This is a genomic window from Haemophilus sp. Marseille-P9675 (genome assembly GCF_916862695.1).
Taxonomy (GTDB): domain Bacteria; phylum Pseudomonadota; class Gammaproteobacteria; order Enterobacterales; family Pasteurellaceae; genus Haemophilus; species Haemophilus haemolyticus_K.
Genome location: NZ_CAKASP010000003.1, coordinates 104,122 through 116,628 on the forward strand (window position 1 = coordinate 104,122; position 12,507 = coordinate 116,628).

Here is a 12,507-nt window from a genome sequence, read left to right on the forward strand (position 1 = left end):
AAGAAAACTGGTCGTGAATGTTATAGAAAATTCAATTTTCTCGCAAGTGCTTTGCATAAAAAAAATATTAATTGGTTTAACTTTAATCAGTTTGACCGTTTGATTTACTCGATTTTTTTACCGCACTTTTAGGTTTCACTCTATCGGATTTAATCATTTTAATGCGGCTTAATTGTCTTAATGCATTAAGATCTACAAAATGGACTAGATCTGGCAACATTTGATTCAAGTTATGCATAAATTGCTGATAGGTTGCTTGTTTTTGACTAATGTCTGTGAGTTGCGATTCCCAATGGGCGGTCATATCTGGTTGGGTAGCAATATCTGGTAATGCCTGAATTAAAATTCTTCCAGTTTCAGTGCTATGAATATTTCGCCCTTTTTTCGTTAAAAAACCGCGTTTAAAAAGTAATTCAATGATGCCAGCGCGAGTAGCCTCTGTACCCAATCCATCTGTTTCTCGTAGGATTTTTTTGAGATCTTTATCCTGTACAAATCGAGCAATCCCCGTCATTGCTGAAAGCAAGGTTGCATCTGTGAAAGGCTTTGGCGGCTGAGTTTTTTTGCTTATGACTTCTCCGCGTTCACAATGCAAAATTTGTCCTTTCTTTACTATTGGTAATAAGGGTTCTTGATTTTCTGTGTCGTCTTCTTTGCCTAATAATTCTTTCCACCCAGCCGTTTGTAAATTTCGCGCTTGAGCTATAAAAGTACCGCCGGCAATATTCAGCGTAATTTTACTTTTACGATATTCTGCGTCAGGACAAAATTGCATTAAATATTGGCGAGCGATAAGGCTGTAAATATTACGTTCTTCTTGTGTTAGATTTACAGGACGATTTTTAGCCGTTGGAATGATTGCATGGTGAGCTTCTACTTTTTTATCATTCCAACAGCGATTTCGCTGTTCAGTTGAAATGACATTTGGTAAGGCTTGATAAGCTTCACAATGGGTTGAAATTGCATTTAGTACATTGTGTCGTTCGGCAAAATGTTCTTCGGGCAAATAGCGGCAATCAGAACGAGGATAAGTGATTAAACGATGAGTTTCATATAGGCGTTGGCACGTATCTAATACGGCTTGAGCGGACATAGCGAATCGTTTTGCTGCATCAATTTGTAACGCAGAAAGGGAATAAGGCAAGGGGGCCGTTTCTTTTTCACGAACGTCTTTGTATTCGGTTACTTCCGCAGGTTGATTTGTAATACGTTTTACAACGTTTTCTGCTAATCCTTTAGAGAGCACCCTGCCGTCATCATCTTGGTAATCTTCACAAGCTTTGCTGGGTTGCCATAAGGCACTGAAAAGTGCGGTTGATTTCTCCTGAGTTTTTTCTTCTTTACTCTCTGGATTAACCCAAGCTAGTACTTCAAAAAAGTCTTTGGGTTGGAAATGTTCAATTTCCAAATCTCGACGTACAATTAAACCCAGCACAGGGGTTTGTACTCGACCAACAGAAAGCACGCCATCATAGCCAGTTTGTCTGCCACGAATGGTATAGGCTCTGGTCATATTAATGCCATAAAGCCAATCAGCGCGGGCTCGTGCGAGTGCAGATGTGGCAAGAGGAATAAAGTTACGGTTGGGTTGTAATTTTTTTACTGCTTTTTCTACCGCACTTGGATTTAGGTCGCTAATCAAGCAGCGTAAAATTTTATCGCGTTTTTCGGCAGATAAATTGACATAACTGAATACTTCATCGACAAGTAATTGTCCTTCTCTATCCGGGTCTCCTGCATTTACAAGTGTATCCGCTTGATGGATCAGTTTTTCCACCACAGAAAGCTGTTTTTTTACTTCTTTTCGTGGTAAAAGTTGCCATTTTTCAGGAATGATAGGGAGATGTTCTAAACGCCATTGTTTGAATTTAGGATCATAGGCATCGGGTTCTGCTTGCTCGAGAAGATGCCCTACACACCAAGTTACCATATCATTATCGCCACATTTAATAAAACCATCCCCACGTTGATGGGGTTTGGGGAGCACATCAGCAATAGCGCGAGCTAAGCTTGGTTTTTCGGCGATAAATAAACGCATAATAGTATGAGAAGATTAGTCGATTTGACGACGACCTAGAAAAGAGTGAGTCAGTGTTGTACCGTCCACAGTTTCCAGTTCACCACCTACAGGAATTCCATGAGCGATACGACTCACTTTGATATTGTGCTGGCGGCACATTTCAGCGATGTAGTTTGCTGTTGCATCGCCTTCCACTGTTGGGTTTGTTGCAAGAATCACCTCGTGGAAAGATTCTTCTACTAAACGTTTTTGCAGTAAATCTAAGCCAATTTCACGAGGACCAATACCATCAAGTGGTGATAAGTGCCCCATTAAGACAAAATAACGTCCCGAAAATTGTCCCGTTTGCTCAATAGCTTGAATATCTGCGGGCATTTCAACGACACAAAGCAAACCTGAATTTTGACGGCGAGAGTTATTGCAAATGTTGCAAGTGTCTTCTTCCGTAAAGTCTCGACATTGTGAACAATGGCCAATTTTAGACATGGCTTCTGTGAGTGCTCGAGCTAAATTCATTCCACCGCTACGATTACGTTGTAAAAGATGATAAGCCATACGTTGCGCAGATTTAGGTCCTACGCCAGGAAGACAACGTAAGTTCTCAATAAGGTGTTCCAAAAGTGGGCTGCTTTGCATAGTGATTTAATGAGAGGTAAATGAGAGATGACGCGTGAATCGTATATTCACGCGCCTAATAATTAAAACGGAAATTTCATCCCTGGAGGCAATGGCATTCCAGCAGTAACCGATGCCATTTTTTCTTTTTGTAATTCTTCTGCACGACGTACCGCATCGTTAAAAGCGGCCGCGATTAAATCTTCTAACATTTCTTTATCGTCTTCCATTAAAGACGGATCAATGTCAATGCGACGGCAGTTATGTGCACCATTAATTGTGATTTTCACTAAACCTGCACCAGATTCACCCGTTACTTCTAGTTGCGCGATTTCTTCCTGCATTTTTTGCATTTTTTCTTGCATTTGTTGGGCTTGTTTCATTAAGCCGCCTAAACCGCCTTTTCCAAACATAATGTTATCCTTTATTAAGTCAAAAATTGACTGCATTCTAGCGAAAAAATTAATTCTTGGGAACAAAGAAATTAATACATGACGCTTGTGAAATCAGTGAAAATTTTAATATTTATCACATTGAATCATAAAGATGATGGTAATAAAAAATCTAATAAAATATAGAACCGAGAGAAAGCGAGGATTTCAAATACTTAATCAATTATCTTTTATTTAAAGTAATTTAGATATGCATCTTCTAAACGGAAACCCTCACATTTCATTTATCATCAACCTATTTTTTCAATGCCCCCATTATTCCTCTCATAATTTGCTTAGTAATTTGATTTCGAATATTTCGCCCAACTGATTTTGCTACACTGTTAACAATCTGCTCAGTTGGCGATAATTTTTCACCGCGCTTTTGCGTACCAAAAATCATTCGACTCAAACTACCTAAGAAGCCGTTTTCTTCTTCCGCTTGGGCTTGCTCTGCTTGTTTTTGTTGTACCGCAGCTAAATCCGCTTGAGCAGTTAATACTTCAAAGGCTGATTCGTTATCTACATATTCTTTATAATACGCATAAAGATCATCATCTTTCACCCAAACATTACGTTCATCTGTCGTTAATGGTAAAAGCTGACTTTTTGGCGGATAGATATAGGCAATTTCAACTGGCGTAGGCATGCCTTTTTCATCTAAAAATGATACCAATGCTTGTCCCACTCCAAGGGTTGAAATAGTCTCAACGACATTCACTGAAGGGTTTGCTCGGAAAGTTTCTGCAGCTGATTTTACAGCTTTTTGATCGCGTGGAGTAAATGCACGGAGAGCGTGTTGAACACGATTACCTAACTGCCCTAATACGGTATCTGGCAAATCAAGAGGGTTCTGCGTGACAAAATAGATTCCCACACCTTTAGAACGAATCAAACGCACAACTTGTTCTACTTTTTCTACTAATACGCTCGGTGCACCATCAAACAATAAGTGTGCTTCATCAAAAAACATAATAAATTTAGGTTTATCAGGATCACCCACTTCTGGCAGTTGTTCAAAGAGTTCCGCCATCAACCATAATAGAAATGCACTATACATTCTTGGGGAATTAATCAATTTTTCAGAATTGAGTACATTAATCACCCCTCGCCCATCGCGAGTTTGCATCCAATCATCTAGGTTCAATGCTGGCTCACCAAATAAATTTGCAGCACCTTCATTTTCAAGTGTAAGTAGTGCTCGTTGGATTGCACCAACACTTGCGGTCGAAACGTTGCCATACTCAACTTGGAAGGTTTTCGCATTCTCTGCAACATATTTCAGCATTGCACGAAGATCTTTTAAATCAATGAGCAATAAACCTTTATCATCTGCCACACGAAATACCAGGTTTAATAATCCTTCTTGCGTAGCATTGAGATTCAATAAACGAGAAAGCAACAACGGGCCCATTTCAGAAATAGTTGTTCGCAGAGGAATGCCCGTTTGGCCAAAAACATCCCAAAAAGAAACAGGATAGCCATTGAGATAACTATCATTGCCTAACCCGAACTGCTCAATTCGTTCCGCAATTTTGCCCTGAAATTGACCGCCCTTTACTAAGCCAGAAAGATCGCCTTTTACGTCTACTAAAAATACCGGTACCCCATCATCACTGAAGGCTTCTGCCATTTTACGTAATGTGACAGTTTTACCCGTACCTGTTGCGCCAGCAATAAGGCCATGGCGGTTAGCCATTTTGGCCGTGATGCCTAGGATTTTACCTTGTTCTGTGCGAGAGAGATCGTATTGCATAAATGAATTTTCCCTTTATTTTTTATTATATGTAAATGATAAGTAAAAAATGCAATGTGGTCAAAAAGTTAAACATTTTTCAGTTATAATTCAAATTAAATCTCTTTTATACCACTTCAGGACACTAAAATGTCAGAAAATTTTACCGCACCTTCATTGTGTTTTTGCCGTTCTGGCAAAGAGTACAAACATTGCTGTGCGCCCTTTCATTTACACACTGCCGTCCCAGAAACGGCAGAACAACTCATGCGTTCACGTTATACAGCTTACGTTTTAAAAAATATACCTTATATTGTTGCAACAACTGTGCCAAGCCAACAAACTTTATTAGAGACTCATCTATTGCAAGAATGGGCTGACAATACTACATGGCTAGGATTAGAAATCCTAAAAACAGAAAACCTCACAAAAACTCAAAGTGCGGTGGAATTTAAAGCGATTTTTCAAGGCGAAGAGGGAGAACTAGCCCATCAAGAACGGTCAATTTTTGTAAAAATTGAAAACCGTTGGTATTTTGTGGATCCGACCGTATCCTTGCCTACAATGAAACAACCTTGTGTATGTGGTTCTGGTAAAAAATTTAAACATTGCTGTGGGGAATTTTTATGATTTCATTGAAACAATTTAGCCAGCTCTTTTGGAAACGTTTTTCAGAAAATAAACTCAACCAAGCTGCTGGCGCACTAACTTACAGCACGATGCTTGCTATCGTGCCAATGGTGATGGTGATTTTTTCTATATTCTCTGCCTTTCCTGTATTCAATGAAGTCACTGGGGAATTGAAAGAAATGATTTTCACCAATTTTGCGCCATCGGCAAGTGATATGGTGGGCGAATATATCGATCAATTCGTATCAAACTCAAAGAAAATGAGTGCGGTGGGAATTGTAAGTTTAATTGCCGTTGCCTTGATGCTAATTAATAACATCGACCGAACCCTCAACAGCATTTGGCATGATACCAGTATTCGTCCTATTTTTACCTCTTTCGCGATTTACTGGATGATTCTGACTTTTGGGCCTCTCGTTATAGGTACAAGTATAGGGATTAGCTCTTATATAAAAGTGGTGTTTGAACAATCAGAAACGCTTTCACTCGGTGTGAAATTGCTCAGTTTACTCCCGTTCTTTTTCACATGGTTTATTTTCACATTAATTTATACCATCGTGCCAAATAAGAAAGTGGATATAAGATATTCTGCTTGTGGTGCACTTATTGCCGCTATTTTCTTTACACTCGGTAAACAAGCCTTTACTTGGTACATCACCACATTCCCTTCTTATCAACTAATCTATGGCGCAATGGCAACATTGCCGATTATGCTATTGTGGATTCAGATTAGCTGGCTAGTTGTGTTGGTCGGAGCGCAATTATCTGAAGTTTTAGGTGAGTTAAAAGAATAAAATAAAAGACCGATTATCAACATCGGTCTTTTTTATGTAGCTATTTTGCAATCTTTAAGGTTTGATAAAGGTAATGACGATAGTCATTCACAAATGCAGGATTAGGAGAATCTTCCAATTTTCCGTGACTTAGTTTACACATTGCCATATTTGCTTTCATAAATTCATCTTCTGCTGATAATCCAGCTACATTCATCAAGACGCCTCCGGCAAAAGCGAGATCTAAAAAATGTTGTTCTTGCTTAAATTGACTCGCACAATTACTTCTTACAACAAATTGTGTCACATAATCAGGCTGTACATAATCCCCTTTCTTCGGAGGGATAACATTATCAAATGCTACTTGGTGATCACCGAAATACCCTAGAACAAAAGGCTTTTTACGTTCATGTAAATAGTTATTCATTCCTTCAATCGCATCATTCAAGGCGACAATACGTTGAGTATAGTCATTCAATGCAGAAATACTTTTAGCCCCTAAATTAGGCATTTGAAGATTAAATGTATTTTCCATGCCCAATTCATATGGACCATGTTCACGCATAGTCAATACATAAACAAACATCGGCTGATCTACATTTTCTAACGCAGGATGCTGTTTTTCCAAAATCATTCGGGCGTACTTCATCATTTCTTCACTACTAATATCCCAAAGATTTTTACTGATAGGCGCAGGATAACCAAGATCTTGCGGCTGTAACATCAAATCAAAACCGAAATGATCATAAGCGGATTTCGCATTGTAATTACCTTTTGTAAAAGGCGACAAGGCAACACAAAAATATCCTTGTGCTTTTAGATTTTTCACTAAGCCTGATTGCAAGTGCGGTACAACAGAATAAAAAACACCACTTGCTAACGCGGCAAAATCAGTCGAAGGCACACCGGCTAAAAAAGCAAATTCTGATTTCCACGTTGCGCCAGCAAAAGTATGTACACGCAACGGAGAAGCAAATACCGTATCATTTTGGGGTTCAAACATGGAAAGTGGTGGAATAGATTGCTGACTAAAAGCAAATTGATGAGGGTTCAGCGTGGATTCCATTAATGTCACTACAATATCGGGTTTTGTTTCAGATACCTTGTTTGTATCAGATGAAAGTGCGGTCATTTTTTCAATAAAATTTTGGCTATTGCCATCAAAACTTGGCACCTTGAAAAAAATACCGCGGCAAGACATTGGTAAATTTAAAAACACATCACGACCATCATCGGGCAAAGAATCTAACCAAACTTGCACCGCACTTGGCTTTTTAGAATAATGCCACATCAAGCTAAAGCTAACGATAAACAATAACGCTCCAATGTTGTGACCTAATAGTCCTAAAGACTCGACATCATTAAAACCAAAAATCGCATAACCTAATAACGCAAGTAGCCCAATAACGCCAAATAACGCACCTTTATAATGAATTAAGGTTTCCCAATTTCGCCAATCCACTACAAGAAAGAAATCTGAAATTAACAAAGGCTGTTTGTAATAATGAATTTTTAAACGGTGAAATAACATCAGTACCACAAAAAGCACGGATGAAAAATTTAAAGCACGTTGCCATTGGCCAGAAACCATAAGCATCCCGCCAAATAAAAAAGTAAAAAGCGTAATAGCAAAGAAATAAGTCCAACGATAATGAGAGTTTACAATAAAAATCACTGCCGCAATCGTGAATAAAGCTAAGAAAATATAAGCGATCATGAATTTTCCCTATGATGCATAACAGACTAAAATGAGACATGACAATGTCTGCGCACTTTATCACGTAAACGTAATAGATTGAACGGGAAAAGAAAATTATTTAGATAATTTGAAAATAAAGTGGTGGGCGATACCGGTCTCGAACCAGTGACCCCCTCCTTGTAAGGGAGGTGCTCTCCCAACTGAGCTAATCGCCCGATAATATTAAGGTAAAACCCTAAATTTTCGGTTTATTTAAACACTTTTAAGTGGTGGGCGATACCGGTCTCGAACCAGTGACCCCCTCCTTGTAAGGGAGGTGCTCTCCCAACTGAGCTAATCGCCCACTAGAAAGCGTTTAAATACAACGGGAAAGTTTGAGCGGAAAGGACACTTTAGAAAAGTGGTGGGCGATACCGGTCTCGAACCAGTGACCCCCTCCTTGTAAGGGAGGTGCTCTCCCAACTGAGCTAATCGCCCGCTAGGTCAAACTTAGTAACATTAAGAACACTTTTTAGAGAAGTGGTGGGCGATACCGGTCTCGAACCAGTGACCCCCTCCTTGTAAGGGAGGTGCTCTCCCAACTGAGCTAATCGCCCTTAATGTTGTGGGTTGGCATTATAGGGAGAATGCATTTTCAGTCAATACCTTTTTACTAAATTTTGTTTAATTGTCGTAAAAATAAGCATAAAATCCGCTTTTTTATTTAGAAGTCAAACAAGTCGTAGTAGAATGACGACTAATATTTTATTGAAGATAGGTTATAAAAATGAAACTAGATGCTCCTTTTAATTTAGATCCAAATGTAAAAGTGCGTACACGTTTTGCTCCTAGTCCTACAGGTTATTTACATGTAGGTGGCGCACGTACTGCACTTTATTCTTGGTTATACGCAAAACATAATAACGGCGAATTTGTATTACGAATTGAAGACACGGATTTAGAGCGTTCAACACCAGAAGCAACTGCTGCAATTATTGAAGGAATGGAATGGTTAAATCTTCCTTGGGAACATGGTCCTTATTACCAAACTAAACGCTTTGATCGTTACAACCAAGTGATCGATGAAATGATTGAACAAGGCTTAGCATATCGTTGTTATTGTACTAAAGATCGCTTAGAAGAACTTCGTCATACTCAAGAACAAAATAAAGAAAAACCACGTTATGACCGTCACTGCTTACACGATCACAACCATTCACCTGATGAACCCCACATTGTACGTTTTAAAAATCCAACTGAAGGCTCAGTCGTATTTGATGATGCCGTGCGTGGCCGTATTGAAATCAGTAACAGTGAGCTTGATGATCTTATTATTCGTCGTACAGACGGTTCACCAACTTATAACTTCTGCGTAGTTGTGGATGACTGGGACATGGGTATCACTCATGTAGTACGTGGTGAAGATCATATCAACAACACGCCACGTCAAATCAATATTTTAAAAGCGATTGGTGCTCCAATTCCAACCTATGCGCACGTTTCCATGATTAATGGAGATGATGGTCAAAAATTATCTAAACGACATGGTGCAGTGAGCGTAATGCAATATCGTGATGATGGCTACTTACCAGAAGCTTTAATCAACTATCTTGTGCGTTTAGGTTGGGGACATGGCGACCAAGAAATTTTCAGTCGCGAAGAAATGATCAACTATTTCGAATTAGATCACGTCAGCAAATCAGCTAGCGCATTTAATACTGAAAAATTACAGTGGTTAAATCAACATTATATCCGTGAATTACCGCCAGAATACGTGGCTAAACACCTTGAATGGCATTACAAGGATCAAGGTATTGATACAAGCAATGGTCCAGCATTAACGGAAATAGTCACCATGCTTGCGGAACGTTGCAAAACCTTAAAAGAAATGGCTAGTTCAAGTCGCTACTTCTTTGAAGAATTTGAAACCTTTGATGAAGCAGCAGCAAAAAAACATTTCAAAGGCAACGCTGCCGAAGCACTAGCAAAAGTAAAAGAAAAATTAACCACACTTTCTAGCTGGGATTTACATTCTACTCACGAAGCGATTGAGCAAACGGCTGCTGAACTAGAAGTGGGCATGGGTAAAGTTGGCATGCCATTACGTGTCGCTGTGACAGGTTCTGGTCAATCTCCATCAATGGATGTTACCCTAGTCGGTATCGGTAGGGATCGCGTACTTGCGCGTATTCAGCGTGCTATTGATTTTATTCATGCACAAAACGCTTAATATTTAATCGGATAACAAACTCATAATAAAATCGTATTGACAGCCACATAGTCAAATTTTATCATGTTGCTGTCTTTTATGGGGATATAGCTCAGTTGGGAGAGCGCTTGAATGGCATTCAAGAGGTCGTCGGTTCGATCCCGATTATCTCCACCAAATTCTAATTTTATATAGTATGATATAGTCCGATAAAGCCTTGATATATAGCATATCAAGGCTTTTTTGTTGTTCTAACAAGTCCGATAGAAACCAACCAAATCCACAAATTCTAGTAACACTAATAGTAACACCATGCTATGATAGGATCATATAGTGTTACTAAATTAATTATAACTTTATGATTTATAAAATAAATTTATAAAGTTTTTAGTGTTACTTCATTTTGGAGGTATCTAATGGCAAGAAGAACAACTCCCTTAACAGATACGGAGATAAAAAAAGCTAAGCCAAAAGAAAAAGAGTATAGCTTATGTGATGGTTATGGGCTTTTATTAAGAATTAAGCCTAACGGCTCTAAATTATGGCTATTTAATTATATACGACCTATTCTTGGTACAAGGACTAATTTAGGGCTAGGTACATATCCGATAGTTAGCTTAGCTGAAGCTAGAATGTTAAGAGATGACTGTCGTAAATTATTAGCTCAACAAATTGATCCTAAAAAACATAGAGAAGAACTAGAAAGAAAGCAGCTTATGGATACTCAAAGTTCCTTTGAGAAAGTTGCAGAACTTTGGAAAGAGAAAAAAAGTTCAGAAGTTGAAGAGAAAACGATCAATAAATATTGGCGAAACTTAGAGCTTCATCTTTTTCCTTTGATAGGTCGATATTCTATTAAAGAAATTAAGCCTTCTTTAGTAGTCCAAATGTTAAAGAAAGTGGAGGAAAATGGATCTCCAGATATGGTTCATAGACTATGCGGTCATCTAAATGAAATCTTAAATTTTGCGGTTAATAGTGGGTTAATTGAAAGTAATACTTGCCTAAAAATTAGCTCTACATTCAAGTCTGTTCGTCAAAGAAATAACCCTAGAGTAAGTATTGAAGAAATTCCTACCCTTATAAAATCAATACATAGTGCTAAGATTGAAAAGAAAACTCAATTATTAATCTTATTTCAATTATTAACAATGGTTCGACCTAGTGAAGCAAGTAACGCTTCATGGAGCGAATTTGATTTTGATAAAAAAGAATGGAATATTCCTGCTGAAAGAATGAAAGTGAGGTTTCTACATACAGTACCATTATCATCCCAAGTAATGGCTTTGATAGAACAGCTAAGACCAATGACGGGTCATAATAAATATTTGTTTACTCATAGAAGTGATTTAAAGAAAGCAATGAGTTCATCTACTGTTAATATGGCACTAAAAAGGATGGGTTACAAAGATAAACAGACTGCACACGGATTAAGGGGATTGGCTAGAACTTTTTTAGCAGAACAAGGCGTTCAACATGAGCATGCTGAAGCTTGTCTAGCACATAAAACAGGAAGCCAAGTTAGCCTAGCTTATAATCATGCTAATTATTTGGAGAAAAGAAGGGATATTATGCAAATGTGGGGAGATTATATTGAGAAATGTTCTCAATCTTAAATTTTTTAGGAGAAATTACCATTAAACGGAGTTGTTTTTTTTTGACCTGCCTCTATTAATAATAAAAAAAACAACTAAATTTATTTATAAATTAGTTAAAAACACTTAATGAGTATCTATCTTGATAGATATGATTACTTACCTATGTAAAAGCTACAAATACAAATTGTAGCTTTTACTATATATTAAGATCTCTTAGCTACGTTTATTTTTGAAGAAGATTATCATTATAGATCTATATAGAGAGCTAAGGCTGATGATGAGAATCATCAGCCCTTGATCTATAATTTTTATTAATTAATAGAATTCTAATAATATGGGATCTTAAAAATAGAAAATCGCTTAGATATAGAATATATAGTCAATATAATGCGAGAGACGCTTATGGCAGGAAAGATAAAAAAACACGTAGGGCAATTCATCTATCCCTAAATAATGCTGCTAGCAGTGATTTAGATAGGTTATACAGCGTTTTCTGATAGTTAAATAATTTAGATAAAATAAGTATATTATAGATAGTGTCTATTTCGATTTAAGCAAAGAAATAATCTCTTTCAATGCTGAAATCTCGCTATCTTTTTGTTCAATCACTAGATCTCTTTGTTTCAATAGCTCATCTTTATGCGAAATAGTTAGTTTTAATCGATCGATTTCTGATGTCAAATTCTCATTTGAACCGTAGTAGTTAGTATTATGATCATTCATAAAGAACAATACATTCTTATCATCATTTTTGATTAGTTCTAAAACATCAATATTAAAGATATTGGCAATTTGCTCCAATTTATGAAGATTGAGCT

At 37.7% G+C, this 12,507-nt stretch carries 10 protein-coding genes and 5 tRNA genes; 5 read left to right on the plus strand and 10 right to left on the minus strand.

Going from position 1 to position 12,507, the window contains the following annotated elements:
• Nucleotides 1-82 precede the first annotated feature (82 nt).
• From LIX50_RS06345 to LIX50_RS06360, 4 genes are all read right to left on the minus strand, one after another.
• On the minus strand, nucleotides 83-2,038 hold the full coding sequence (locus LIX50_RS06345) for a DNA topoisomerase III (RefSeq protein WP_048952643.1): 1,956 nt from the start codon (nucleotides 2,036-2,038) through the stop codon (nucleotides 83-85).
• A 15-nt stretch (nucleotides 2,039-2,053) separates the two neighbouring features.
• A complete protein-coding gene (gene recR, locus LIX50_RS06350) occupies nucleotides 2,054-2,656 on the minus strand; it encodes a recombination mediator RecR (protein WP_048952644.1) in 603 nt (200 codons plus the stop codon).
• Nucleotides 2,657-2,718: 62 nt separating this feature from the next.
• Entirely contained in the window at nucleotides 2,719-3,048 is a 330-nt protein-coding gene (locus tag LIX50_RS06355; RefSeq protein WP_005629464.1) for a YbaB/EbfC family nucleoid-associated protein, read from the minus strand.
• Nucleotides 3,049-3,322: 274 nt separating this feature from the next.
• Nucleotides 3,323-4,822, minus strand: a complete 1,500-nt coding sequence (locus LIX50_RS06360; protein WP_048952645.1) for a helicase HerA-like C-terminal domain-containing protein — start codon at nucleotides 4,820-4,822, stop codon at nucleotides 3,323-3,325.
• A gap of 129 nt (nucleotides 4,823-4,951) precedes the next feature.
• Here LIX50_RS06360 and LIX50_RS06365 point away from each other — a divergent pair, with 129 nt between their 5' ends.
• Together LIX50_RS06365 and LIX50_RS06370 are read left to right on the plus strand one after the other, a co-directional pair.
• A complete protein-coding gene (locus LIX50_RS06365) occupies nucleotides 4,952-5,431 on the plus strand; it encodes a YchJ family protein (protein WP_106013612.1) in 480 nt (159 codons plus the stop codon).
• Entirely contained in the window at nucleotides 5,428-6,225 is a 798-nt protein-coding gene (locus tag LIX50_RS06370) for a virulence factor BrkB family protein (RefSeq protein ID WP_005644271.1), read from the plus strand. Before LIX50_RS06365 ends, LIX50_RS06370 begins: the two co-directional genes overlap by 4 nt.
• Before the next feature lie 40 nt (nucleotides 6,226-6,265).
• Here the strand turns inward: LIX50_RS06370 and lpt6 are convergent, their stop codons facing one another.
• The 5 genes from lpt6 to LIX50_RS06395 all read right to left on the minus strand — a co-directional run bounded on the left by lpt6 (nucleotide 6,266) and on the right by LIX50_RS06395 (nucleotide 8,499).
• Nucleotides 6,266-7,921 (minus strand): phosphoethanolamine transferase Lpt6, encoded by a 1,656-nt coding sequence (lpt6, locus tag LIX50_RS06375; protein ID WP_048952647.1) that lies wholly within the window; start codon nucleotides 7,919-7,921, stop codon nucleotides 6,266-6,268.
• A gap of 121 nt (nucleotides 7,922-8,042) precedes the next feature.
• A tRNA-Val gene (locus LIX50_RS06380) sits at nucleotides 8,043-8,118 on the minus strand.
• A 52-nt stretch (nucleotides 8,119-8,170) separates the two neighbouring features.
• Nucleotides 8,171-8,246, minus strand: a tRNA-Val gene (locus tag LIX50_RS06385).
• Nucleotides 8,247-8,304: 58 nt separating this feature from the next.
• Nucleotides 8,305-8,380 (minus strand) — tRNA-Val (locus LIX50_RS06390).
• A 43-nt stretch (nucleotides 8,381-8,423) separates the two neighbouring features.
• Nucleotides 8,424-8,499: transfer RNA gene (locus LIX50_RS06395), tRNA-Val, on the minus strand.
• A 170-nt stretch (nucleotides 8,500-8,669) separates the two neighbouring features.
• On the opposite strand from LIX50_RS06395, the gene gltX reads away from it, so the two are divergent.
• The 3 genes from gltX (at nucleotide 8,670) to LIX50_RS06410 (ending at nucleotide 11,707) form a co-directional block, all read left to right on the plus strand.
• Complete coding sequence (gltX, locus tag LIX50_RS06400) at nucleotides 8,670-10,112, plus strand: glutamate--tRNA ligase (RefSeq protein ID WP_226385917.1); 1,443 nt, start codon at nucleotides 8,670-8,672, stop codon at nucleotides 10,110-10,112.
• An 80-nt stretch (nucleotides 10,113-10,192) separates the two neighbouring features.
• A tRNA-Ala gene (locus LIX50_RS06405) sits at nucleotides 10,193-10,268 on the plus strand.
• Between the two features lie 239 nt (nucleotides 10,269-10,507).
• Complete coding sequence (locus LIX50_RS06410) at nucleotides 10,508-11,707, plus strand: tyrosine-type recombinase/integrase (RefSeq protein ID WP_005644386.1); 1,200 nt, start codon at nucleotides 10,508-10,510, stop codon at nucleotides 11,705-11,707.
• A gap of 522 nt (nucleotides 11,708-12,229) precedes the next feature.
• Here the strand turns inward: LIX50_RS06410 and LIX50_RS06415 are convergent.
• Entirely contained in the window at nucleotides 12,230-12,490 is a 261-nt protein-coding gene (locus LIX50_RS06415) for a hypothetical protein (RefSeq protein ID WP_005644566.1), read from the minus strand.
• Nucleotides 12,491-12,507 lie beyond the last annotated feature (17 nt).